This window comes from Chloroflexota bacterium (assembly GCA_026710945.1).
GTDB lineage: Bacteria > Chloroflexota > UBA11872 > VXOZ01 > VXOZ01 > VXOZ01.
Window position 1 is genome coordinate 1 of sequence record JAPOQA010000049.1, and the last position, 25,796, is coordinate 25,796.

The window sequence follows — 25,796 nt, forward strand, 5'->3', positions numbered from 1 at the left end:
CGGCCGCACGCTACGTGACGACGTGACACGGCAGTAGTGCGTCCAAAACACGGCTGGGAGCGGAAACACTCCTCACAGCGCCAAAACATGGGCAAAACAATCCCACCTAAATGCCAAACACACACCCCAAACCACCCCGCATTCCCGCACACACCAATAACCCTAGCTTACGCCGAGTTGTTCAGACCTTTCTTAGATTGATTCTGATCAACATCCATATGCGGCGCGATGTTGCGGGCCCAATCGCACTTGGCTATTCCGACCTCTGGGTAACCGACTTTCTTAAGACGCTTCGACCCTTTTGGATTGACTGCATCAGACAGGACTTCCCAAGTTCCACAGATGCTGTCTTGCTTGTAGTAATTAAGGACCGAATCCCTTGCACCGGGGTATGCGGCCTTCACAGCGTTGCGGTCTCCTAGCAGCCAGGCTTCACTCTCCTCAATGGCAATTCTGAAGAGTGTCCTTGGACGGGGATTGCATTCAACCAATTTTTCGAGCAGTTCCTGCTTGAATGCCAGGCAGTTCTGCGTATCCAAGTCCACGACCACGATAACTACAGCAGAGTCTGGGAGACTATGACCATACCCCTGCAAAATGGTTGGCAATCGATCCAACAGTATTCGCTGCTGCGGGTCCGAGGTACCTCGCAATCCTTTTGGAATGCGACCAAGCCCCTTGTATGGACGCAACTTCCAAGAGTGATTAGTATAGTTGGAGCCGAGAATCTTTTCTAATATTTGATTAAGGGCAATGCTACCCGACTGGTCCTCAACCAATACTTCAAAGTGCATTGGCCTCGCTCCGCTCCAGGTAGTCGCTGTACCAGAGACTTCCAAGCGGTAGTCCTTCGTCTACCATGGCTTGGACTATCTCATCGTCGCTGGCGCGGCGAATGGTAGCGAAGCCGTCCGTGCCTTTCTCCAGCACCCAGGTCTCGTCAGGATTGAGCGCGTCAACGAAGTAGGGTTGATGCGTTGTAACAAATATCTGTGGTGCATTTCTTCTACCCGTGGCGTGGCGGCGGAATTCTGTAGCCAAGACTTCCAGCAGTCTGTGATAGAGCCCGTTCTCCGGTTCCTCGATGCAGATGAACGGCGGCGGTTCCGGGTCTTCCAGCATGAGTAGGTAGGCGAAGACCTTCAATGTGCCATCGGACATTTGCTGGGCAAAGAAGGGGTCAGTGAATCCTCGGTCATTGAAGCGCAACAGCAAGCGTCCGTCGGGGCTCTGCTGCGTACTTATGCTTTCGACACCAGGAATCCGTTCAGCTATGCGCGCTAGGATACGCTTGAATCTGTCCGGGTGTTCGCGCTCCATGTATTGCACGACATTGCCTAGATTGTCGCCATGGGCGTTCAAACGCCTTTGCGGACCGGCCAAGGGCAGACTACGGGCGGCGTCTGGCGTAAAGTAGCTCAGATACCACCCTTCCATGAATTGGCGGAATGCCGCAATTCTCGGATGCTGCTTCAGGGCGCCAAGGGTTGCGATGCCGAGTCTGCGTTTGTCTTGAAGCTCGACGAACTCCGTTTCCGCGCGCTCCTCGCCTGCCAATTGCCGCATAAATGCGACTAGATCGATCTCTACCCGCCCATCCTCATCCACTTGCTGCCCTTGCGCTTCACCCTTCCAGGCCACGCCCACACCATCGTTCATCATCAAGAACGAGAACGGCCAGCCACGTCTTTGCTCCTTGCGGCGCTGGCGCAGGCGTTCGCGTGCGACATAGGGACGGCCTGCAGCGTCGAGGTCAATCGCCAATTCATAGGTTATGGGGCGCGCCTTCGTCTCTTCACGGTAATAGACTTCGAACTCGATTGGCTCTTCGCTCCCTTGCGCGTGAATACGATGGAATCCGCCTCGACCACGCGCATCGCACGCCTCTTCTACACCCAGTTTCAAGCAGTCTGACAAGAAACCAAAGGCATCAAAGAGAGAACTCTTGCCTACACCATTCTTGCCAATCACTGCGGTCATAGGCGTCAATGGTTGGGTATCCTGAGTATTCCATAGCTTACCTAGCGTGATGTCCTTCAACACCCGGTAGTTCTTGATACTGATGCCTTCAATTCTCGCCATGGCTGCAGATTCCCTCATCTATTGCGATGTTGCAAACAGCATAACACTAAGTCTGACACGTTCTTGCCGGCGAAATGCGGTGGACTCTCGGTGGGTTGAATTCTTACTAACGGTGTTCGTATAGAACAAGATTCGGGAGGTCTTGATAGTCTGCAACGTTACGTGTGACGAGGACCAGATCATGCGTGAGCGCAGTGGCTGCAATTATGAGATCAAGTGCTCGTTGCTGGGGGCGATTCCCTTGCTGTCTGAGTGTTTCCCCCAGCCGGGCGCATCGCTCCGCCACGGCGCGAGAGAATGGCAGGACTGGTACTGTTGCAACGAGGGCTGCGAACTGTGCCGACGCCGCTTCCGATTCCTGGCTCCGCAACACTCCCTGATAGACTTCCATATAAGTGATAATGCTAATGGCGATGCCCTCTTGTGCGAGTTGCTCAATGAGTTGCAACGCTTCGGAGTCTTGGGCAAGAAAATCGATTACCCAATCTGAATCAATGAGGTAGGGCATTGAACTAGCGGTCGGGGCGTCCGGGGCTGTTTTGTTCGCGCGCAGCGTGAATCTCGCTAAGCAGGCTCTCTCGATCGACACCCGCCAGAATGCCTGTGCCCTGGCGCAATGCCTGCCTGACCTTCTCCGGGTCGTAATCGACCCAAATGTCATGGGCATCTTCCCGTGCCAGCACGTAGCGCTCGCCGTCCTTGTCCAGGATTACGGGCGCTCCGCCGATCTCTTCCAAGAAACGCCCAAGCTCGCTTTCCGGCGCGACGTTGACGACCTTAGTTTCCGCTGCCATTGGGCTTTCCTCAATGCGCCACCGTTGGTCTACGCTGGACTCTCCGCTACATCAATCATTATGGCATATTCACGCTGCACAAATGCCGGTACTGCGGGGTTTTGCAACAGTTTAAGGCTGCCTCGCACCACGTCAAGATATCAGCTCACCCTATTCCTGTTGGTGTAAACAGCAGCACACAGGTGTTGCGAGGCAGGCCGGAGCGCATCAATCGCCGTGCACTCGATAGAATCGGCTACGACGCGTGGGCTTTTTCGAGTGCGCCGTCGCGTTCCAGGACGGCGCGGAGGTAGACGCCGGTGTAGGAGTGGGGTAGGTGGGCCAGCGTTTCCGGGGTGCCTTCGGCGACCATTTCACCGCCGGCGTCGCCGCCTTCGGGGCCGAGGTCGATCACCCAGTCCACGCACTTGATCACTTCCAGGTTGTGCTCGATCACGATCACCGTATTGCCGGTGTCCACCAGGCGTTGCAGCACCTCCAGCAGGCGTTCCACGTCGGCGAAGTGCAGGCCGGTGGTGGGCTCGTCCAGGATGTAGAGCGTGCGGCCGGTGGCGCGTTTGGAAAGCTCAGAAGCTAGCTTGATGCGTTGCGCCTCGCCGCCGGAGAGGGTGGTAGCGGGCTGTCCCACGCGCATGTAGCCTAGGCCGACGTCCACGAGCGTTCTGAGCTTATTGTGAATGCTGGGGATGTTTTCAAAGAATGCGTTGGCCTCGTCGATGGTGAGGTCGAGCACGTCGGCGATGGTCTTGCCCTTATAGGTGATTTCCAGCGCCTCGCGGTTGTAGCGCTGGCCGGCGCAGACCTCGCAGGGCACGTAGACGTCCGGCAGGAACTGCATTTCGATTTTGATTATGCCGTCGCCGCGGCAGGCCTCGCAGCGGCCGCCCTTTACATTGAAAGAGAAGCGACCCGGCTTGTAGCCGCGCACACGCGCTTCAGGCGTCTTGGCGAATATCTCGCGCATGGGCGTGAACGCGCCGGTGTACGTCGCCGGGTTCGAGCGGGGCGTGCGCCCGATGGGCTGCTGGTTGATGTCGATGACCTTGTCGATGTTTTCCAGGCCCAGGATCGCGTCGTGGGGGCCGGGACGCTCGCGGCTGTTGTAGATCTCCTGCGCCAGGCGGCGGTAGAGCACGTCGATGACGAGCGAACTCTTGCCCGAGCCGGAGACGCCGGTCACGCCGATAAGCCGTCCCAAAGGGAAGTCCACGTCGATGCGCTTGAGATTATTGGCGCGTGCGCCTTTCACCGTAATTCTTGCTCTTCCCGCAGGCCCCGAGCCTGCCGCAACCGTTCGCCCAGACTCTCCCACATCCGTTTGCCCAGAGCCTCCCGCAGCCGTTCGCCCTGAGCTTGTCGAAGGGCCTTGTCCAGAGCCTGTCGCAGGGCTGTGACCGGAGTCCGCCGCTAGCGCCTTTCCTGACTTCCTCGCAGGTGCCCGTGCTGAGCTTGCCGCAGCCACTCGTCCTGACCCTCCTCCCCCAGCCGTTTGCCCCGACCCTCCCACATCCGTTCGCCCTGAGCTTGTCGAAGGGCCTTGTCCAGAGCCCGTCGCAGGACCGCGCCGTTCCTGCGGCACCGGAATCACCCGCCGGCCGGTCAGGTAAGCCGCCGTCAACGACTCATCCACGGCCATCACGTCCTCCAGCGGCCCCGCCGCCACGACGCGGCCGCCGTGCTCGCCTGCGCCGGGCCCGATGTCGATCACGTGATCGGCTGAGCGGATCGTCTCCTCATCATGCTCTACCACCAGCACGGTATTCCCCAGGTCGCGCAGGCCGCTCAGTGTCTCGATGAGACGGCGGTTGTCGCGCTGGTGCAGGCCGATGGACGGCTCATCCAGGATGTAAAGCACGCCCACCAGGCCGGAGCCAATCTGGGTCGCCAGGCGGATGCGCTGCGCCTCGCCGCCGGAAAGCGTGGCGGTGGCGCGGTCCAGAGTGAGGTAGTCCAGACCGACGTTCTCCAGGAAGTGCAGCCGCGCCCGAATCTCCTTGAGAATCTGGCGGCCGATCAGGCGTTCCCGCTCGGTGAGCGGCAGCGCCTGGAACCAGGCGCGGGCGTCCTTGACGGCAAAGGCCGTTACCTGCGCGATGGTGTGAGCGTTGATCGTGACAGAAAGACTCTCCGGCTTCAGGCGCGCGCCCTGGCAAGCGGGACAGGGCTGCACGGTCATGAAGCGCTCGATTTCCCCGCGCATGTAATCGGAATCGGTCTCTTTGTAGCGCCGCTGCAAATTGGGGATCACCCCTTCGAAGTCCACCGTAAACGTGCGCATCTCGTCGCGGGCGGCCTTCACCGTTACGGGAACGCGCTCTTCAATGCCATAGAGCAGGATATCTACATGCTCTGCCGCCAGCTCCGCCACCGGCACGCGCAATGAGAAATTGTAGTGCTCTGCCACCGCTTTCACCACCTGATAGAGGTAAGAATCCTTGGCGGTGAGCCGCGACCACGGCAGAATGGCGCCCTCCATGGGCGAGAGCCGCTTGTTGGGCACGATCAGGTCGGGATCGAACACCATGGTCGTGCCGATGCCGGTGCACTCCGGGCACGCGCCGTGAGGGCTATTGAAGGAGAACGTGCGCGGTTCCACCTCGCCCAGCGAAATGCCGCAGTGCACGCAGGCGAATTGCTCAGAGAAGAGGAGTTCGACCGGCTTCCGGCTGTCGTCAGACTCTTGTCCGTCATTCCCGCGCACGCGGGAATCCATCTTCTCTTCGCTGCCGGTACTTGCGTTCACACGCAGGTTGGACACTGCCGCGTCTCCGCCGGATGGACTCCCGCTCGTGCGGGAATGACGGGCAGGGCCTGTCTTTCCGCTCTCTGCGAATTGACCATCGGGGACTGGATTCCGGCTTGCGCCGGAATGACGGTCAGATGGATCCCCGCCTTCTCCGTCATTCCCGTTTTCACGGGAATCCATCTTCTCTTCGTTTCCCTCTCCATCACCAACGATTAAATGAGACTCAGTCGAAACCTCTCCGGATGGACTCCCGCTTTCGCGGGAGTGACGGGCAGGGCCTGTCTTTCCGCTCTCTGCGAATTGACCATCGGGGACTGGATTCCGGCTTGCGCCGGAATGACGGCCTGCCCCGTCAACAATCACAATCCGCACCACACTGGAGCCCAACCGAAGCGCAGTCTCCAACGAGTCTGCCACGCGCGTCTTATCGGTTTCGCCGCCCCGGTTCACCAAGCGGTCCACCACAATCTCGATAGTGTGCTGCTTATAGCGGTCCAAGGTCGGCGTCTCATCTAGATCGTAGACCGTGCCGTCCACGCGCACGCGCACGTAACCCGCCTGGCGCGCGTCCTCGAACACCTGCCGGTACTCGCCTTTGCGGTCCTGCACGATAGGGGCCAGGATCATGTAGCGCGTGCCGTCGGGCAGGTCGAGCAGCGTGTCCACCATCTGCTGGACAGTCTGTTGGGAAATCTCGCGGCCGCACTCCGGGCAGTGGGGCACGCCGATGCGGGCAAAGAGCAGGCGCAAGTAGTCATACACTTCCGTTACCGTGCCGACGGTGGAGCGCGGGTTGCGGCTGGCGCCCTTCTGGTCGATGGAAATGGCGGGTGAGAGACCGTCGATGTGGTCGACGTCCGGTTTTTCCAGCATGCCGAGAAACTGCCGAGCGTAGGCCGAAAGGGACTCCACGTAACGCCGCTGCCCTTCGGCAAAGATGGTATCGAAGGCCAGGCTCGATTTGCCGGAGCCGGAAAGGCCGGTGATGACCACCAGCTTGTCGCGCGGTATGTCGAGGTCGATGTTCTTCAGGTTGTGTTCGCGCGCGCCGCGGATGCCGATGTACTCTTCAGCCATGGAGTTTTGGGATCGCCTCTATTGGTGCTATACGGGGCACACAGCTACACGATGTTGACCCTACGGGTAATTCCGAGCGCAACGTCGAACAATGTTCGTTGACTTCGTCAAAGACGTTGGCTTCGTCAAGGACGCTGACTTTATCAAAGACACGGAATCCGGAGTCCTTGCCACACGTAGTTCGCTGAGTCCAGTCCTCCAGATTCCTCACTGCGCTCCGTTCGGAATGACATGTATGTAGGCGAGCACAGAGTTCTGCTCCCATGTTTCTTCTACCAAATCTGTCAACGAATTACCTGACATCTGCGGGAATGACATGTGGGCAGGGCATTGCTGTGCATAGCAGTTTCGCGAATCAGTCTCCATGGTACCACGATGCCTCTCATTGAAGCAGACTATTGACAGTCAATATTACATTGCATATACTAACCGCAAGCGCTGGCGTATGCGGGCACGCCGGTCGTGTGTGTCAATAGACCCGCCGTATGTATAGGTGGTTTCATTCCAAAGACCCCCCCCCTATAAGGAGCAATGGTCATGGAAGAGACACGATTTTCACGCCGCACGATGCTGGCAGCAGTGCCGATAGTTGGCGGTGCAGCTTTCCTAGCTGCTTGCGGTACGGTGCAGGTTGCCGCGCCCATGGAAGAGGAGGCAGCGCCGGAGGAGAAAGCCGAAGCCGCGCCGGAACCGGCAGAGGAAGTGCAACTCACGTACCTCTCACGCGATTCCGATAGCGCCACCCTCAAGGTGCGCGCGCTCTTCGACAAGTTTGAGGCGGCCAACCCCAACATCACCATTACAATCCAGAATATGTCCAGCGGTGATGAGGCGAAGACGAAGCTGCTCGTCCAGGCAGCGTCGGGCGTACCCATTGACTTCCTGCGCACGAGCTGGGGCTCGTTCGCCGACCTCATCGAAGGCGAAATCCTGTCGCCCTTGGACGACTTCTTCAAGGCCGACGGCCTGGTGCCCGCAGAGCACTTCCTGCCGAACAGTCTGACGCACTGGACTGTTGGGGGAGTCCTGTACGGGTGGCCCGGCTCCGGTAACTGCGATGCCGTGCTGCTCAATAAGACGATGCTGGATACTGCCGGCCTGGAGCCGCCGCCCATCAATCCCACCGATGCTTCCTGGAATATGGATACATTCCTCGAATACGCCAAGGCGATGACGCAAGGCAACGAGCAGTTTGGGCACAATGGCGGCGTCTCCGCTTCCGACGGCACGCGCGGCCACCAGCGCGGCGCGTACTTCGGCCAGATTTCCTGGGACGCTGAACGGCAGGTCGCCACGATGGATCATCCGAAGTTCATCGAGGGGCTGGCCTACTGGGTAGACTTGAAACTCAAACACCGCGTGGTGCCGAGTGCGGAGGACGCCGAAGGTCTGGGCGCGGCCAATACCGGTCGGCGCGCCATGTGGGAAACCGGCAAAGTGGGCATGAACATCACGAACGGCTACCGGCAAGTGGAGTTCGAGGCAATTGGCGCGACCCTGCCGTTCAGCGCAGAGGTGAATATCTCCGGCCGCTCCTGGTTCCCGGCAATCCTCATCGGCTTTAGTCTGAATCCCGACGAGACGTGGCAGGTGAACCGCTGGATGATGGAGCCGGAACCCAATACGGAGTTCACGCTAGCCATGGGGCACACAATTTCGGCGGTGCAGACGGCAGTGAATATGCCGGCCGAACAGCTCAAAGAGACTGTTGGTTTCGATGCCATCGCCCACGCGGAGCAAGCTAAATTTAGCCCGCCGGCAAGCTACGGCATGAACGCCTACCCCACCTGGGGCGACGTCGGCACCGCTCTACGTCCGCACTTCGACGCGTACGATGCCGGCGAACTGACGCCGGAGGAGTACGGCCGCGTTGCCACCGACATCATCAACGAACTCCTGGTGCCGAAGGAATAGGCTGAAGCAGCGACGGCCATCTTCCTGATGTGAGAGTTGCGAGCGTTTGGCATGTTGCTCGCCGTAGGGGCACGATATATCGTGCCCCTACGATGGGTTTGGCAGTGTAGTGTGAACCGTAGCGCGGGGGCTTGTCCCCCGCCCATTGGCTTAGAACTGGGGTTGGCAGCCACTGTTCACCCTTCGACAAGCTCAGGGCGAACGGGATCCCGGTAAGCGGCCCTCGCAATCCGTCACTCCGGCGGAAGCCGGAGTCCAGAGATGGTGCAATGTGATACCGGTTGCGTATGTCAAAGCGAGCTAGGGTCTGTGTTCTAAGGAGAAGATGGATTCCCGCTTGCGCGGGAATGACGGATCGACGTGTGCGCTTTTTCTTACAAGTGTGACCGCAATGCAAGCTCACGACCGCAGAGCAAATCCAGTTAACTCATGCTGAGCCGCAAGCGCTGAAGGTATTACTAGTATGAAAGTCTACGTGATGACGGACATGGAAGGCGTGGCGGGGGTTATCGACTCGCCGAATTACTGCTTCCCGGAGTCCCGCTACTACGAGCGCGGCTGCGAGTTGACCACGCTGGAAGTCAACGCTGCCATCGAAGGGGCGCTGGAAGCCGGTGCTACGGACATTGTGGTGACGGACGGCCACGGGCACGGGGCGATCACGCCCATGCTGCTGCACCCGGCAGCGAAACTCTTGAAAGGACGCCCGCGCCCCATTGGCGCCGTCCTCGACGCATCGTTTGACGTCGCCATCAGCATCGGCCAGCATGCCAAGTCCAATGCCCCCGGCGGCCATCTGGCCCATTCCGGTTCGTTTACAGTGGAGGAGCTGACCATCAACGGAGTCTCCATCGGCGAAAGTGGCCGGAGTTTTATCAGCGCGGCGTACTTCGGCGTGCCGTACGTCTTTCTGAGCGGCGATCTGGCAGCGGCGGCAGAAGCGCAGGCGCTGGCGCCGGGCATCGAGACGGCGGTGGTAAAGGAAGGCCTTGACCGGGGTTCGGCCACCGGTCTTGGCATGGACGAGAACCGCGCGTTCAACGGCGCTGCCATTCACCTGCATCCCACCAAAGCGCGGCAGCTCATCTACGAGGGCGTGAAGCGCGGCATCGCACGCCGTGACGACATCGGCCTCTTCTGGCTGGAGCCGCCCTACACGCTCGTACACACCCAGCGCCCTGAGAACGGCGTCCCCGGGGGTGAGGCCCGCGTCACCGGCGATGACATTCTAAAGGTATTCAGGGCACCGCTCGAGTTAGGCAAGCACGTCGAAGCGCGTTGACGATAGCTGCGCAGTGTACGAAGCCCAGTGAGCGCTAGGGTCGGCTAGTTAGCCCCAAACTAACTTGTGCGGACAAAGTGACGAATAGACTTCGTAGCGCAGGTTTGTAACCTGCGTCCGCCGCATCCGAAAACTGTTACGCCGACTGCCCTGTACCGTAGTAGTGTTGGCACCGGAATCTTGAGCTTGGCTGCTACCTAGAATCGCTTATAGAAGGGTTAAGCATGACCTACACGTTGCTCTGGGGAGATACCCACATCCACGCCGAATACTCGCCGTGCTTCAAGCCAGAGGCAATACCGGATGGGTTCGACGGCTCGCCCGCCGACTGCTACCGCTACGCGCGTGACGTGGCGGAGATAGATTTCGCCGCCGTCACCGATCACACCTGGTCGGGCATGGGGGGAAAACGCCCATCATGCTTACCGACGACCAGTATGGGGTGATCCTGGAGGCGAACCGCGCCTATCAGGATCCCGGCAGGTTCGTGACCTTCCCGGCATACGAGTGGAATTCGCCCAAAGACCGCACCTGGGGTCATCACAACGCGCTCTTCTGCGACGACGAACCGCCCTTGCTGCCGAGCGGCAGCGCCGTGAGCTCGCTCGACGAGGTGTGGGCGGCGTTTGATGAACTACCGTATGGGGCGATGTTGATTCCGCACCATCTGGCGCGGGACCGCACGCCCTATGACTGGTCGACGTTCAATCCACGCTACGAGCCGATAGTTGAGATCACGTCCATGTGGGGCAATTACGAGTACAAGGGTAACCCGCATGAATGCGATCCCAACTGGTCGCCCAGCGTCCCGGGTTCGTTCCTGCAGGACGGCCTGGCGCGGGGACACCGCCCAGGCGTGATCGGCGGCAGCGACAACCACACCGGCCACTCCGGGGGACACCATTTCCCGTTTGATCCAATGATTCCAGGTCGCCCTTTGAACGAAATCCTGGCGGGGCGCGGTACCCAGCGCCGTAATGCGCTCGGCGCCGGCCTGACCGGCGTCTACGCGGAGGACTTTACGCGCGAGGGCATCTTTGCCGCCCTGCACGCCCGCCGCTGCTTTGCCGCTACCGGCCATAAGATCCGCCTCTGGACCGAGACGAACGGCCTGGAAATGGGTGCGGACGGCGGCGCGCTGCCGGACGAGCCGCGCACGATTCATGTTGCCGTGAACGGCACCGCGCCCATCGCTCACATCACGCTGGTGCGCAATAACGTCGACGTGCAGAGATTCCGGCCGCAGGAGACGTCGGCAGATGTGACCGTGGACCTCGTAGACGACGATCCGATGGAGAAGATCGTGAAAGTCTCACCGCCCGTGGCCGCTGGCGACGACGATTCGCTGGTCTACTATTACGTGCGCGTGGTGCAAGCTGACGAGCGCACGGCGTGGTCCAGCCCGGTCTGGTTCACTGTGCGGGCGTAGGCTTCCGTGGTAAACTCCGCACGATTCAGGACATGCGGGCGGCGCAAGTCAATGGCTTGTTTGGCCCTGTGTCTAACCTCGCCGCCGCTGTCGTGCTGGGCTGGGGATCTCTCCTACGAAGCCTCCCCTGCGCTACCTTGACACTGCAGCGAAACCCTTACCATACTGAGAGCGTTGCACGCATTGCTCAGTCTGCGAGATGGCGCACTGGTGTCTCGCCATCTCGCTGTAGCAAGGTCGGGGTAGATTCTCGCTCTTTCCCTCGAGATACTCGAGTGTCGGGGTACGGGGTGAAGGGAAACCCCGCAATCTGAGCCACCTTGACCGACCCGGTGCAATTGCGTAAGAGTCCTATAGGTAGAGAGTACCGGGATAGCAGGAATCCCCTCACCCCGGCCCTCTCCCCAGGGGAGAGGGGGTACACGTGACTGTTGTTTGGGTCGTGCTGGAGTCTCCCCAGGGAGACCTTTGCATAACTCTTCAACTTTGAGGGGTAAGGTTGGGATGAGGGTGAAACGACTTGACATCATGCTATTTTTAGTTGTAAAGGCGCACTGGATTCCGGCTTGCGCCGGAATGACGAAGTTACGCAATGGCCTACCCTGGGGAGAGGGAGCAGAGTTCGGATCCGAGTGAACATGGAGCGGCTCCGGTTCCCTCTCCTGGGGGAGAGGGTTAGGGTGAGGGGATCTTCTCACTTACCGGCTTGAGTGGTGCAATGGTCTCCGGCGGTAGAGGGTTTGGATGAGGAGGAATCCCCGCAATCTGAGCCGCTTTGGTGGATTTGGCACACGTACGTAAAGGTATTTCACGTGGATAGTCCAGGGGGAGCAGGAATCCCCTCACCCCGGCCCGCTCCCCAGGGGAGAGGGAGTCTCCTCCCCTGTTGTTCGGGTCGTGCAGGGGTCTCCCAGGGGAGAGGGAGTCTCCTCCCCTGTTGTTCGGGTCGTGTAGGAGTCCCCCCAGGGAGTGGGGGCTTACTTGCGCCACCTGCCGCAGCGATGAATAGGCAACCTCGGGGAGCGTGGATCGTTTGAGTGCTTGGGTCTTTGATGGAATTGCGTTGACCCGGTGCTAGCTGACGAGAGACTGACAGACTGTATTCCTTAAGTGAGATAGAGCATTACTATGGCGGACTTGATGGATGCGGTGGTCTGTTACGGGCCGCAAGACTATCGGGTGGAGCAGGCGCCGATGCCGGTCATGACGGATGCGTCCATGATTCTGCGCACGGCTGCGAGCGGCATTTGCGCCAGCGACATCAAGTGCTACGACGGCGCGGGGCACTTCTGGGGCAGCGAGACCCGCCGCCCTTACGTGATTACGCCGGTGGTGCCCGGGCATGAGTTTAGCGGGTACGTCGAGGCTGTCGATCCGGCGGTGGCGGAGCAGCACGGCTTGCAAGCAGGCGACCTGGTCGTGGTGGAGCAGATCGTGCCCTGCTGGCAGTGCCGCTTCTGCACACGCGGCCACTACTGGATGTGCCAGGTCAATTATATTTTCGGTTTCAAGGGCGGTATCTGTGATGGCGGCATGGCCACGCACGTACGCGTGCCGCGCAATGCCATCGTCCACAAGGTGCCGGACGGCCTGACGGCGGAACAGGCAGCCTACGTGGAACCGTTGGGCTGTGCGCTCCATGCGGTGGAACGCGGCGAGATTGAAGTTGGCGATACCGTAGTGGTTGCCGGGCTTGGCAACATTGGCCTCTGCATGCTACAGGCGGCACGACTCTACTCACCCGGCAAGCTCATCGGCATCGACCTGCACCCGCGGCGGCGGGCGCTGGCCACCGAGTTTGGCGCGGACGTGGTGTTGGACCCCACCGACCCCGGCGCGATGGAGGCAGTGCTCGACCTAACGGACGGCTACGGCTGCGACGTGTACATCGAGGCCACCGGCCACCCTTCCGGCGTGACGCAAGGGCTGGACATGGTGCGCAAGCTCGGCACGTTCGTCGAGTTCAGCGTGTTTGGGGATGACGTGGTAGCCGACTGGACCATCATCGGCGACCGCAAAGAGCTGAATATCCACGGCGCGCACCTCAGTCCATACACGTATCCATTGGCTATGGACCTCCTGCTGCAGGAGAAGGTCACCGTGGACCCCCTCATCAGCCATACGTTCCCCATCAGCGCGTTTCCGGATGCCATCGAGGCGGCGCATAATAATGCCGAGGGCATGAAGGTAATGATTGTACCGTGAGTGGCAGAGGGCTCTTGCCGCGATTTCACAGTGTATGAAATCTGAGTAGCGCGGGGGCTTGTCCCCCGCTCTGGGTAGGCGAGATTGTGTGAAGGGGACTTGCAGGAGCTCTTCCCCGCCGGTAAGGTGACTTCGGCACGAAGATAAGATGGATTCCGGTTTTCACCGGAATGACGGACCACGGATCGCTGTGATTAATGCTGTTGCGCGGGGGCTCGTCCCCCGCTCTGGGTAGGCGAGACCATGTGCAGGGACTGTAGGAGCTTTTCCCGCCGGTAAGGTGATTTCGGCGCCCGGTGAGGTGATTTCGGCTCGACGATAAGATGGATTCCGGTTTTCACCGGAATGACGGACCGGTCGGGGCCCTATCCGTGTAGCGCGGGGGCTTGTCCCCCGCTCTGGGTAGGCGAGATTATGTGCAGGGACTGCAGGAGCATTTCCCCGCCTGCAAGGTGATTTCGGCACGACGATAGGATGGATTCCGGTTTTCACCGGAATGACGGACCGGTCGGGCCCTATCCGTGTAGCGCGGGGGCTTGTCCCACGGGCGGGTTGAGTTGCACCAAGTCAAGAGAAGATGGATTCCCGCGTGCGCGGGAATGACGGAAAGATTCGGCAGTAGCGCGGGGGCTTGTCCCCTGCTCTTGGACGGAGAGTCTAACGGTAGCGTGGGCTTCATTTCCCGCTCTTGGGCGGGCACGCTAAACTGAGAGTGTCGCGGGCCACATCCAAGCCGCAGAGGGTATTCATTTACATAGACACTTCCTAGGAGATAAGGAGCAGATATCGTATGAAGATCGCCTGTCAGGAGAACAAGGTACCGGGAGAGACGTTCCAGGAGAAGATCGACAACTTGGAGCGCTTCGGCTTTGCAGGCGTGGAGTTGATGCACGGCCGGTTGGCGGAGCGGCTGTCGGAGGTCAAGCAGGCGCTCAGCAACAGCAGCGTGCAGGCCAGCACGGTCTGCACCGGCTCGGAACACGATCTGCTGGGCGTGACCAAGGACGACCGCGCCGCGCGCATGGAGCGTTTCCGCGGGTTGCTGGCGCTGGCCGGTGAACTGGGTCTCGTGGGCGTCATCGCGGTGCCGGTGCGGGGGCGCGATCCAATCTTCCCAGATCTTTCACCCTATCAGTCCGGCGCGGACCTGGAGCGCAATCTCTACGTTGAGTTGCTGCGCGAGGCGGGTGAGAGCGCCGCGCGGGAGGGTACGAATATCCTCGTGGAGCCGCTCAATCGCTATGAAACGCACCTGGCCAATACGCTCGCCGACGGCGCTGCCCTCTGTGCGGCGGCGGACCATCCCAACGTCAATATCATGGCCGACTTCTTCCACATGAGCATCGAGGAAGCGGACATTGCGGCCAGCATCCGCGATGCGGCGCAATACGTGAAACACGTCCATCTCGCCGATAGCAACCGCACCCAACCCGGCACAGGCCACACGGAGTTCAATTCCGGCTTTGCCGCCCTGCAGGAGATCGGCTTCGACGGCTTCATGGCGCTGGAGTGCGGCATTACCGGCGATCCGGAAGAGTCCTTGCCGGCCACGGCAGCCTACTTGAAGAGCTGCATGGCGTAGCGCAACGAGTCCTCGCTTCCCGCTGGAGAAACGTGCAGGGCTACCCCACAACTGTCCGGGGAATTGCAAGCAAACTCTCGCTTCTGCATGAGGAGTTACGAAAAGTTCTCCAGCGGGTGAGGAATCTCAATTCGTGAAGCAGAGCGCAACGCTCCCGGCCAGCAAACCTTCGGCCCCGCTTACCGCGGCATGGCGGCCATGATGGCGATGGCGCGTTCGATCTCTTCTTCGCTGTTGATGAAAGCTGTGCACAGGCGCACGCCCTGCATGTCGTCGTGCATCAGCGCGCGGCACCAGACCTCATTTTCATGCAGATAGGCAGCGAGATCAGCGCCGGATACACCATCGACGCCGTACGCCACGATGCCTGTGTGCGCATCCGGGTGCTCCGGGTCGTAGCAGACCACTTTCGGGTGCTTGAGCAGTTCGCCGCGCAGCCAGCGCGAGAGGTGCTTGCTGCGCCCTTCGATAGCTTCTATCCCGTGTCCTTCTAAGTACTCCGCGGCGACGCCCAGCCCCGCCATGGTGGGAAAGTTCACCGAACCCCATTCCAACCGTCCTGGATAGGGTTGCCAGTCGACCGCGCCGGTCTCGAAATCTATGTGCTTGGCCACGTGGCTGCCGGACCACGAAATCTGCAGCACGTCGCGCATGCGTTCGGCCACGTAGAAGCAGCCGGTCCCATAGGGACCGAGCATCCATTTGTAGCCGAGCACCGCGTAGAAGTCAGGATCGATGGCGGCAATATCTACGTCGAGTTGGCCGACAGCCTGTCCGCCGTCAAGGTAGACGAACGCGCCGCGCTCGCGGGCCAGGCGGCACATCTCAGCCACGGGCAGTTCCGTGCCGCGGTCCTGCGTCACGTGGCTCAACGCCACGAGCTTGGTACGCGGGGAGAGCAACGCCGTGAAATTGGCGAGATTCTCTTCCGGTGTCGCGCCAACCGGCATGTGGTGGATCACCGCGCCGTACCGTTTGCGGCCGATGTTATAGAGCGGCAGCCAAAGGGCGTCGTCCTCCTCATTGCTCGTAATGATCTCGTCGCCCGGCGTCAGCGGCAAACCCGAGACCACCATGCTGATGCTGTTGGAGACGTTGTTCACCATCGAGATCGTATCGGCAGGCACGTGAAATAACCGCGCCAGCGCCTCCCGGGTGCGTTGCTTGTGCAGAAAGCGCTCGTCGCGGCGGCTCTGGAACCACGGGCCTTGCTCAAAAAAGAACTGCCAGCGGTCGGTCACTTCATCCAGCACCGGACGGGCGTTCATCCCAATGCCGGCCGTGTGCAGGTAGATGCCGTGTTGCAGCGCCGGAAAGTCCTCTCGAATGCGCGGAATGTCCAACATGCCTTATCCTCTTCTGGTTCTGTACCGCCTAAACGCTTGGACTCGGTTCATCGGACCTATAGTCCGCACTTTCGGACTCTCGTCCGCGTGCTCGTGCACCGGGAAGCGCAGCCTCGTTAACAGGCCGTAGCGCGGGGGTTTATCCCCCGCTTCCCCGCTCGGCGTCAAATAGCAAGCATTAGCTTAGGCAAGCGCTTACTACTGCTACCGCACCGCCTCGCCGCTCAGCGGCTAGCCCGACCCGCCGGGCCGGTCGTACGATGTGCTTTCGGCCGCGAACTTCGTCTTGCCGAGCGCAGCTTGCATTTCATCCACGGTAAGCAGCGGCGTCGTCTTAACTGTCTTGACGTGACCCGGCGAAATGGCGGCAATCACTGCGGCCGCGGCGGTCATGCCGTCCGGGGCCTCGAAGATCACGACCCCATCGTAGTCGCCAAAGGCATACCACACGCCGATCAGACGGCCGCCGAGGCTCTCCAGCAGCGGCTCGATGGCGTCCCTCCGGTCCTCCGGACTATTGGCCAGTTGCTTCCAGGTCTCTATGTCATAGGAAAACTGTGACATGAACGTAGGCATTGCGCATCAATCCTTTCTGTTGTGCACTATCCGCGATCATCGCCCTTGAGAGCACGCGGACTAACGCTCTTCCCCGTGCAGGCCACGCTGGAACATAGACTTGGCATTTGCCCATATCCGCAGTCCGCGGACAACAGACCCTCAACCAGCCAAGATTCGCCAGCCTGACCTGCAATCCATCCGTCTCTAGTATATCCCGTCGGCTCCGTTCTGACCGCCTGCAGCAGCCAGAGAATTGCCCCACACTTTCATCATTCCAGCGGGATGCCCGTCGTTCCCTTGAAAGGGACTCCGTCACTCTTGTTGTCAGAACTGCTCGTAGCACATGCGGCGGTTCGCGCCTAGGACAGCCGCCGCACCGCCCTCTGCAGCGCATCAGCATTGCGGCGGTGGAAGTCTTGTTCGCGGGCGCTGATGCCCGTAATCATAAGACGCGGCATCAGGGACTCCGCCACCGGACACCAACCCCGCCGGTACGGCAGCGGCTGCGACTGCGGGTCGCGGCTTACGCCGTACGCGCCGCCCAAACTGAAAACGGGATGCAGGTACGCCGGCACGCCGACGTAGCCGAAGCTGAACGCGGCTTCTTCCGCAGCACATGCCTCCCTAAATGCCTCCAGTGAGGGTCCGCCCGAATGCGGCGCAAACGCCGCCACCCAAAGATGGTAGGCATGGACGCTATCTGGGCTGGCTGCTTGGGGCTTAAGCCACGGGCAGCCTTCCGCTGCCTCCGCATAGAGCTGGGCGCTGGCGCGGTCTTCCGCCACGTAGTCACGCGCGCGGCGCAACTGCACCCGTGCCACGGCGGCGGTCATTTCGGTCATGCGGAAATTGTGCGCCAGCCGCGTCGGCGCCGCGCCAAACGTAATAATGGCGCGTACTTGCTCGGCAAGATACGCATCATTCGTGACCGCAATACCGCCGTCGCCGGTGCTCAGGTGCTTCGACGACTGGAAGCTGAAGACGCCCACAGAGCCGAGCGTCCCCGCATTGCGCCCCTGAAACTCGCCGAACAGCACGTGGGCGCAGTCTTCGATCACAGGTAGCCTGTGCGCCTCCGCGACCGCCAGAATGCCTGACATGTCCGCGGGTTCGCCCCAGTGGTGGGTAACGATGATAGCCTTGGTGCGCGGCGTGATGCGCTCTGCCAGCGAGGTGGGGTCCATGTTGTGGGTGGACTCGTCAACGTCCGCGTACACGGGCATGGCCCCCGTATAGAGCACCGCCAGACCGCCGAAGAGCACCAGCGGATCGCACACCATCTCATCACCGGCGCCGACACCCACCGCCCAGAGCGCCGCATGCAGCCCGCCCATGGCGGAATTGCAGGAAATCGCATGGTTCGCCCCCAGCGCCGCCGCAAACTCCTCTTCCAGCGCCGCCGCCTCCGACCCGGCGCTGAGCACCCCGGATTCCAGCACCCGCGTCACCGCCGCGATGTCCTCCGCGTCGAAAACTTTCTTGCTCATAGTGCTTGCCCTCTCACGTGCCTATCGCGCAAAACGTCGTATTGGTCTCTTGATGATACTGTATTGAGCGCAGCTAGTTGCTTGCCCCGCCGCCTGTGGCATCGTCTGCTCTTAGACGTCCCCTGCCTCCGTGTCCGGCAAAACATAAGGGCACGACACGTCGTGCCTCTACACTCTCCCTCAATGAGACAGCCGAAAAGTGCTCGACTCACTTTCGGCACTTTGCTGTGTTATCCTTCAAATCCAGGAGCATATGACACGTCCCGCAACGCTTCCGGCAAGTCCAACCGTACCTGCATCGACGTGGCCGAGCAGTCCCGCCGATTCCCGTACGACGAAACCGCCCAAGCGTGGATCTTAGAACGCCGTTGGCCGCTGCCTGGAGCGCGCGCATGACACCGTACGAGTTCATCGATAAGTGGCGAGCCTCCACGCTGACGGAGCGCTCAGCGTCGCAGCAACATTTCCTCGACCTCTGCGAGTTGCTGGGCGAACCCAAACCCGCTGACGTCGACCCGACCGGCGAGACGTACTGCTTCGAGCGGGGAGCTCGCAAGGACTCCGGCAAGGACGGCTGGGCCGATGTCTGGAAGCGCCATCACTTCGCCTGGGAGTACAAGGGCAAACATAAGAACCTCGACGCGGCATTCGACCAGCTCCGTCAGTACTCGCTGGCGCTGGAAAACCCCCCGCTGCTGATCGTCTGCGATATGCTGCGGTTCCGCATCCGCACCAACTGGACGAACAGCGTCAGCAGAACTTACGAGTTCGGCCTGGACGACCTGGCTGACGCCGCGACACGCGACAAGCTCAAGTGGGTGTTCTCGGACCCGGAGCGGCTGCGGCCGGGGGAGACGCGGCAAGCGCTCACCGAAAAGGCGGCGCAGTCCTTCGCGGCGGTCGCGCAGGCGCTACGGGAGCGCGGACACGACCCGCGCGCAGTTGCGCACTTCGTAAACCGCCTCGTCTTCTGTATGTTCGCTGACGACGTGGGCCTGCTGCCTGGCCAGATGTTCACGCGGATGCTGGAACAGGCGCGACTCACCCCGGGGGACTTTGCCGACCTTGCCGGCGATCTCTTCCGGGTGATGGCCTCCGGCGGACGCGTCGGCTTCGAGACGGTTGAATGGTTCAACGGGGGGCTGTTCGACGACGACACGGCGTTGCCTCTGGAAAAGTCCGACATTGACACCGTGCTGGCGGCGGCGCGCCTTGATTGGTCCGAGGTCGACCCGTCGATCCTCGGCACGCTCTTTGAGCGCGGGCTGGACCCCAGCAAGCGCGCCCAGCTTGGCGCGCACTACACCGACCGCGACAAGATCATGCTGATCGTCGAGCCGGTGGTGAACCGCCCGTGGCTTGACGAATGGTCCGTGGAGAAGGCCAAGATCACAACTGAGTTGGAACGTGGGGATGCCGCCAAGTCTCCCTCCACTCGCACGAACCGCCGGAACGCAGCCGAACGGCGGTACCGGACGTTCCTCGACCGGCTGCGGGCGTTCACGGTGCTCGACCCGGCATGCGGCTCCGGCAACTTCCTCTATCTGGCCTTGCAGGCGCTCAAGGACCTGGAGCACCGGGTGCAAGTCGAAGCGGAGGCGTTCGGCTTCCAGCGGGCGTTCCCTGGGATCGGCCCGGCCAACGTCAAGGGCATCGAGATCAACCCATACGCGGCGGAGTTGGCGCGTGTATCGGTTTGGATCGGCGAGATTCAGTGGATGCGGCGCAACGGCTTTTCGGAAGCGCGCGATCCGATTCTGAAGCCGCTCGACACCATCGAGTGCCGTGACGCGATCCTGACACCGGACAACACCGAACCGGATTGGCCGAAAGCGGACGTGGTAATCGGCAATCCGCCGTTCCTGGGAAATCGGCGAATGCGCCGGGAGCTAGGGGACGCCGTAGCCGACGCGCTGCCCGCGGTGTACGCCGATTGGGTAGGCGGTAGACCGGATCTGGTGTGCTACTGGTTCGCCAAAGCCGGACGGCTCGTCGCTGAGGGTCGGCTGAAACGCGTCGGCCTCGTGGCTACAAATTCCATCCGCGGCGGCACAAACCGGCTTGTACTGGACCGCATTCTCGAACAGGGTGCCATCTTTGAAGCGTGGTCGGACGAGCCGTGGGTCGTGGATGGCGCCGCTGTCAGGGTCTCGCTGATATGTTTCGCTAGCAGCGACGATGGTTTGGCTGTCCGCCTCAATGGGGAAGACACGCCCCGAATCAACGCTGACTTGACGGGCGGCTCGCTCGATTTGACGCAGGCCGCCCCATTGGGAACGAACTCAGGCGCGGCTTTCCAGGGCGATATCAAGCGTGGGCCGTTTGATATCCCCGGTGACCTGGCGCGTGAGTGGCTCCGTCTGCCGGCGAACCCGAACAGCCGAACGAACGCTGACGTTCTGAAGCCGTGGGTAAACGGGATGGACCTGACCCGCCGGCCGGCAGGCAAGTGGATCATCGACTTTGGCGACGAAATGGGCGAGGCCGAAGTCGCGCTTTACGAAGCGCCTTTCACCTACGCTCTCGAGCATGTCAGACCGATTCGGCAACGAAATCGTGAGAAGTTGAGCCGTGAGTTCTGGTTCCGGCATTGGAACCCTCGGCCTGCAATGTGGGCAGCGCTCGACGGCCTGTCGCGATATATTGCGACTCCGACCGTCGCCAAGCACAGGCTATTCGTATGGTGTGAATCGCGCATCTGTCCCGATCATCAGTTGATCGTCATCGCCCGCGACGACGACACGACGTTTGGGATCCTGCATAGCCGGTTTCATGAGGTCTGGTCGCTCCGGCTCTGCACGTGGCTTGGCAAGGGCAACGACCCTCGCTACACGCCGAGTACCACCTTCGCGACGTTCCCGTTCCCGCCCGGCCTGACGCCGGACGTGCCCGCGGCTGAGTACGCCTCCGACCCGCGTGCGCTCGCCATTGCGGACGCCGCCCGGTGCCTCGTGAGTCGGCGCGACCGTTGGCTTAACCCGCCGGAGTGGGTCGAGTGGGTCGACGAGCCGGTCCCCGGCTATCCAAAGCGGCCCGTTCCTCGCGACGAGGCGGCAGCGCAGGAACTCAAGCAGCGCACGCTCACGAACCTCTACAACGCCCGCCCGCAATGGCTCGCCGACGCACACGCAGCCCTTGACGCCGCCGTGGCTGCCGCATACGGTTGGCCGGCGGACATTTCGGATGAAGACTTTCTCACCGAGTTGCTGGCGCTCAACAGCGGCGCGGGTAGGGACGATTAGTAGTAACCATCCTTTTGAGTTAGCAGGTCAACCCTCTCCCACTCTTGGGCTGACAGGAGTATGTATTCTACACTTGCATTCACATGTCATTCCGAACTGAACGCAGCGGAGTGTCGCTAAGAGCGCAGAATCTAAGGCACACTCCCGCAAAATCAGCATCTCTAGATTCCTCGCTGCGCTCGGAATTGTAAATGTCAGGTAATTCTTTGACAGATTTGGTAGAAGAAACATGGGAGCAAGGCTCTGTGCTTGCCTGAATACATGTCATTCCGAACGGAGCGTAGCGGAGTGTCGCTCGTAGCGCGGAATCTAGAGTGCTGAGACCGTGAAAGTGTGTTGAGCAGGGATCCTAGATTCCTCGCTGCGCTCGGAATGACACTTACATACGACGCAAGTCACCCAAACCCGGGCCGCCCTATTCGACGATCACTGCTTCCTGCTGGCCGGCGCGGATCTCGCGGATTTGGTCGCGGAGGAGCGCGGCGCGCTCGAAGTCCAGGTCTTTCGCCGCTTTGCGCATCTGCTTTTCAAGCTCCTTGATGAGCTTGGCCGACTCCTTGGCCGAGAGCGGTTTGTGCTCGGCCTGGTAGCTGGATTCCTCTTCCGCCACGGCGCGAATGGTATCGGTAATGTCGCGGATCGCCTTGTGCACGCTCTCCGGCTGGATGCCGTGCTGATCGTTGAAGGCGACTTGCTTTTCGCGACGGCGGTAGGTCTCGTCGATGGCGCGGCGCATAGAATCGGTGACGTTGTCGGCGTAGAGGACCACGTGGCCGTGGACGTGCCGTGCGGCGCGACCGATGGTCTGCACCAGCGAGGTCTCGCTGCGCAGGTAGCCTTCTTTATCCGCATCGAGGATCGCCACCAGCGACACTTCCGGCAGGTCCAGACCCTCCCGCAGCAGGTTGATGCCCACCACCACGTCGTAGACCCCTAGCCGCAAGTCGCGCAGAATCTCAACTCGTTCGAGAGTATCGATTTCCGAGTGGAGGTAGTGCACCTTGATGCCGATCTCGTTCAGGTATTCGGCGAGCTGCTCGGCCATGCGCTTGGTGAGTGTCGTAACCAATACGCGCTCGTGCTGCTCCACCCGCTGGCGGATTTGGCTGACGAGATGGTCTATCTGTCCGGCGGTGGGCTGGATCTCGATGGAGGGGTCTACCAGGCCGGTCGGTCGAATGATCTGCTCCACCACCTGGCTGCTGCGTTCGCGCTCATACATGCTGGGCGTCGCGGACACGAAGACTACCTGGTTGAGCCGCTGCTCCAGCTCCTGGAACATGAGCGGCCGGTTGTCCAGCGCGCTCGGCAGGCGGAAGCCGTAGTCCACCAGCACCTGCTTGCGGGAGCGGTCTCCGGCGTACATGCCGCGCAGTTGCGGCACAGCCACGTGGGACTCATCGATGAACATCAGGAAGTCTTTCGGAAAATAGTCCAGCAGCGTCCACGACGGATCGCCGGCATTGCGGCCGTCCAGATGGCGGCTGTAGTTCTCAATGCCCTTGCAATGGCCGGTCTCGCGCAACATCTCTAGGTCAAAGTGGGTGCGCTGCAGCAGGCGCTGCGTCTCAAGCAGCTTGCCTTCGCGCTCGAGCTCGGCAATGCGTTCGTCGAGCTCCGCCTCGATGTTCTTGACGGCGGACTCGATGCGCTCCACCGGCGTCACGAAGTGGCTCGCCGGATAGATGTTGATGGCCTGCCGCTGGTCGAGGATTTCGCCGGTGAGGGGATCGATCTCGATGATGCGGTCCACCTCGTCGCCAAAGAAGTCTATGCGTATCGCCGTGTCGCCATAGGCGGGAAAGATGTCGAGCACGTCGCCCTTCACGCGGTACGTGCCGCGCTTGAAGTCCACGTTATTGCGCTCGTACTGGATGTCGTTCAAGCGCCGTAACACGTTCTGGCGGCGGTACTGTTCACCCACGTTTAGCGGGACTACCACCTGGCCGTAGTCGTGGGGCGAGCCCATGCCGTAGATGCAGGATACACTGGCGACGATGATGACGTCCGGCCGCTCCAGCAAAGACCGCGTGGCCGAGAGGCGGAGTTTTTCTACCTCTTCGTTTACGTCGGAATCTTTCTCGATATAGGTATCCGTGCGGGGAAGGTACGCCTCAGGTTGGTAGTAATCGTAGTAGGAGACGAAGTATTCGACCGCGTTTTCCGGAAAGAAATCGCGAAACTCGGAGAAGAGCTGCGCGGCCAGGGTCTTATTGGGCGCTAGTACCAAGGCGGGTCTCTGAATGGCTTGAATGACCTGCGCCATGGTGAGGGTCTTGCCGGAACCGGTGACGCCAAGGAGGGTTTGAAAGGGATATTCAGCATGGCAACCACTGACCAGTTGGTCGATGGCTGCCGGCTGATCGCCCCGCGGCTCAAGCTCTGTGACCATTTGAAACGGAGGCACGGACTCTCTCCCAAAGCAGCGTGTGAATGACGACCGAGGTAAAGCGCAGAGCGCGCTTGGGGCGACAGGCAGTTGTGCCCACTACTCCGTGTATGATACCATAGCATTCGATTCCTCAGAGAAGAGAGGCGGTAGATTCGTGCCTAAGATGAAGACGCACAAAAGTACGCGCAAGCGGTTCAAGGTCAGCGGCACCGGCAAGCTGATGCGACCGAAAGGGAGCATGAACCACCTGCGCCGCAAGAAGAAGCCGCGTACGCTGCGCATGACGACGCAGTATTTCGAAGCGCCCGATGGCGAGACAAAACGCGTCAAGCAACTCCTTCCCGGAGCCGGCATTAAGTAAGTGCCAGTCGCCGCCGTTCGTCCTGAGCCTGCCCTGAGCCGGTCGAAGGGTCGAAGGATGAAAAGGCGGGAGAATACACCTGAAGCGAGACGCAAAGCAACGAATGAGAGTAGCGCGGGGGCTTGTCCCCCGCCAAATTGCGGAAAGATAGGTAACAAACTTCAGGGGCAAGGATAAGGAAGAGATGGATTTCGCGCCCCCGTGCGTGGGGCGAACTTTCGTGGGAATGACGGATGCCGGGCCGTAGCGCGGGGGCTTGTCCCCCGCCGTTCACGCTAAACCCCATCAAGGGCAAGTAGTCCAATTTGGCTGCTTTGCTGAGTAAGAGCGACGGTAGCACAGGATATTGATGTATGGCGCACTAAGTCGATTACACCAATCCAGCGCTCCTCTGGTTCCCTCTCCCTGGGGAGAGGGCTAGGGTGAGGGGGACCCATCAAGTCGACTAGGTTGAACCTGTAGAAGAAACATAGCAAACACCAAAGAGTAGAGAGACTATGCCTCGAGTAAAACGCGGCGTCACCTCACACAAGCGCCATAAGAAAGTACTGAAGCGCGCCTCAGGCTACTGGGGCGGCCGCCACCGCCTGTTCAAGACGGCAAATGAAGCAGTGATGCGCGGCATGGCCTTTGCCTACCGCCACCGCCGCACCCGCAAGCGCGAAATGCGCCGCCTCTGGATCGTGCGCATCAACGCCGCCGCACGCCAACACGGCCTCTCCTACAGCGCCTTCATGCACGGCCTGAGTGAAGCCAACGTCAACCTGGACCGCAAAATGCTGGCGGACCTGGCCGTGCGAGACAGCGCGGCTTTTGCCGAACTTGCAAACGTAGCCAAAGGCGCCCAACCGGCTGCCTCTTAGCCCGCAAGTTCAGGCTATTCCGTCACTCCGGCGAAAGCCGGAGTCTAGGGGGGAGGGCCAGGTTGCCTCTCGCACGGTATTTGCGATCCCGCTGAAACGAAGTTTTTGGCGCCTTGCCTGGAGCAGCATTCTCTGTTGGCGTCAAAAGGCGTGGAACCAGCCCCCACATCACAAGTGGGGTAAGAGACTCTTTGGCGCACTACGAAGTCAGAAGAGCCGAGTCCAACCGTTCGGCATCCTACGCGGCAATGCGCGAAAATCTGAGCATACCTTCACGCGCTCCGCAAACTCTCTTCTAGGGCGTGTCGTCAAAGTAGTTTTATCCAGAGCGCCAGGGCTCTGATCTGGCAGGCAGCCAGGTAAGAGGCCGACGTTTTGGCATAGCGGGTGGCTACTGCCCGCCATTCTTTGAGATGGCGGAAGGCGTTTTCCACCA

General features: G+C 60.7%; 19 protein-coding genes. 9 read left to right on the forward strand and 10 right to left on the reverse strand.

Features of this window, described 5'->3' with window-relative positions; all coding sequences use genetic code 11:
- Positions 1 to 167: 167 nt before the first annotated feature.
- From OXE05_09890 to OXE05_09910, 5 genes are all read right to left on the reverse strand, one after another.
- On the reverse strand, positions 168 to 794 hold the full coding sequence (locus OXE05_09890; protein MCY4437628.1) for a DUF4276 family protein: 627 nt from the start codon (positions 792 to 794) through the stop codon (positions 168 to 170).
- Positions 784 to 2,082, reverse strand: a complete 1,299-nt coding sequence (locus OXE05_09895) for an AAA family ATPase (protein MCY4437629.1) — start codon at positions 2,080 to 2,082, stop codon at positions 784 to 786. Before OXE05_09895 ends, OXE05_09890 begins: the two co-directional genes overlap by 11 nt.
- Positions 2,083 to 2,188: 106 nt before the next feature.
- On the reverse strand, positions 2,189 to 2,590 hold the full coding sequence (locus OXE05_09900) for a type II toxin-antitoxin system VapC family toxin (GenBank protein MCY4437630.1): 402 nt from the start codon (positions 2,588 to 2,590) through the stop codon (positions 2,189 to 2,191).
- 4 nt (positions 2,591 to 2,594) lie between these two features.
- Positions 2,595 to 2,876 (reverse strand): hypothetical protein, encoded by a 282-nt coding sequence (locus OXE05_09905; GenBank protein MCY4437631.1) that lies wholly within the window; start codon positions 2,874 to 2,876, stop codon positions 2,595 to 2,597.
- A 235-nt stretch (positions 2,877 to 3,111) separates the two neighbouring features.
- Positions 3,112 to 6,699 (reverse strand): excinuclease ABC subunit UvrA, encoded by a 3,588-nt coding sequence (locus tag OXE05_09910; GenBank protein MCY4437632.1) that lies wholly within the window; start codon positions 6,697 to 6,699, stop codon positions 3,112 to 3,114.
- Between the two features lie 537 nt (positions 6,700 to 7,236).
- On the opposite strand from OXE05_09910, the gene OXE05_09915 reads away from it, so the two are divergent.
- The 6 genes from OXE05_09915 (at position 7,237) to OXE05_09940 (ending at position 15,111) form a co-directional block, all read left to right on the forward strand.
- Positions 7,237 to 8,613 (forward strand): extracellular solute-binding protein, encoded by a 1,377-nt coding sequence (locus OXE05_09915; GenBank protein MCY4437633.1) that lies wholly within the window; start codon positions 7,237 to 7,239, stop codon positions 8,611 to 8,613.
- Between the two features lie 463 nt (positions 8,614 to 9,076).
- Positions 9,077 to 9,895, forward strand: coding sequence for a M55 family metallopeptidase (locus OXE05_09920; protein ID MCY4437634.1), 819 nt, complete (start codon positions 9,077 to 9,079; stop codon positions 9,893 to 9,895).
- A gap of 224 nt (positions 9,896 to 10,119) precedes the next feature.
- Positions 10,120 to 10,341 carry a hypothetical protein gene (locus OXE05_09925; protein ID MCY4437635.1) on the forward strand — a complete coding sequence of 74 codons (222 nt, stop codon included), beginning with the start codon at positions 10,120 to 10,122 and terminating at the stop codon, positions 10,339 to 10,341.
- Positions 10,314 to 11,324 (forward strand): DUF3604 domain-containing protein, encoded by a 1,011-nt coding sequence (locus OXE05_09930; GenBank protein ID MCY4437636.1) that lies wholly within the window; start codon positions 10,314 to 10,316, stop codon positions 11,322 to 11,324. Before OXE05_09925 ends, OXE05_09930 begins: the two co-directional genes overlap by 28 nt.
- A 1,128-nt stretch (positions 11,325 to 12,452) precedes the next feature.
- Positions 12,453 to 13,529: an alcohol dehydrogenase catalytic domain-containing protein gene (locus OXE05_09935; protein MCY4437637.1), complete on the forward strand. Its 1,077-nt coding sequence runs from the start codon at positions 12,453 to 12,455 to the stop codon at positions 13,527 to 13,529.
- A 790-nt stretch (positions 13,530 to 14,319) separates the two neighbouring features.
- Positions 14,320 to 15,111 (forward strand): sugar phosphate isomerase/epimerase, encoded by a 792-nt coding sequence (locus OXE05_09940; protein MCY4437638.1) that lies wholly within the window; start codon positions 14,320 to 14,322, stop codon positions 15,109 to 15,111.
- Positions 15,112 to 15,290: 179 nt separating this feature from the next.
- On the opposite strand, the gene OXE05_09945 is transcribed toward OXE05_09940, so the two are convergent.
- From OXE05_09945 to OXE05_09955, 3 genes are all read right to left on the reverse strand, one after another.
- The gene (locus tag OXE05_09945; GenBank protein MCY4437639.1) at positions 15,291 to 16,457 is read right to left on the reverse strand and encodes an aminotransferase class V-fold PLP-dependent enzyme; all 1,167 of its coding nucleotides are present in this window, start codon (positions 16,455 to 16,457) and stop codon (positions 15,291 to 15,293) included.
- 231 nt (positions 16,458 to 16,688) lie between these two features.
- Positions 16,689 to 17,033, reverse strand: coding sequence for a GYD domain-containing protein (locus OXE05_09950; protein MCY4437640.1), 345 nt, complete (start codon positions 17,031 to 17,033; stop codon positions 16,689 to 16,691).
- 341 nt (positions 17,034 to 17,374) lie between these two features.
- A complete protein-coding gene (locus OXE05_09955) occupies positions 17,375 to 18,502 on the reverse strand; it encodes a DegT/DnrJ/EryC1/StrS family aminotransferase (protein ID MCY4437641.1) in 1,128 nt (375 codons plus the stop codon).
- 392 nt (positions 18,503 to 18,894) lie between these two features.
- On the opposite strand from OXE05_09955, the gene OXE05_09960 reads away from it, so the two are divergent.
- Entirely contained in the window at positions 18,895 to 21,744 is a 2,850-nt protein-coding gene (locus OXE05_09960) for an N-6 DNA methylase (GenBank protein ID MCY4437642.1), read from the forward strand.
- Between the two features lie 415 nt (positions 21,745 to 22,159).
- On the opposite strand, the gene uvrB is transcribed toward OXE05_09960, so the two are convergent.
- The gene (gene uvrB, locus OXE05_09965; GenBank protein MCY4437643.1) at positions 22,160 to 24,136 is read right to left on the reverse strand and encodes an excinuclease ABC subunit UvrB; all 1,977 of its coding nucleotides are present in this window, start codon (positions 24,134 to 24,136) and stop codon (positions 22,160 to 22,162) included.
- Positions 24,137 to 24,299: 163 nt separating this feature from the next.
- Here uvrB and OXE05_09970 point away from each other — a divergent pair, with 163 nt between their 5' ends.
- Positions 24,300 to 24,497: a 50S ribosomal protein L35 gene (locus OXE05_09970; GenBank protein ID MCY4437644.1), complete on the forward strand. Its 198-nt coding sequence runs from the start codon at positions 24,300 to 24,302 to the stop codon at positions 24,495 to 24,497.
- Positions 24,498 to 24,994: 497 nt separating this feature from the next.
- Positions 24,995 to 25,360: a 50S ribosomal protein L20 gene (gene rplT / locus OXE05_09975; GenBank protein ID MCY4437645.1), complete on the forward strand. Its 366-nt coding sequence runs from the start codon at positions 24,995 to 24,997 to the stop codon at positions 25,358 to 25,360.
- A 308-nt stretch (positions 25,361 to 25,668) separates the two neighbouring features.
- Here rplT and OXE05_09980 read toward each other — a convergent pair.
- Positions 25,669 to 25,796: IS5/IS1182 family transposase (locus OXE05_09980; protein ID MCY4437646.1), on the reverse strand; the 128-nt coding region annotated here is incomplete at its 5' end.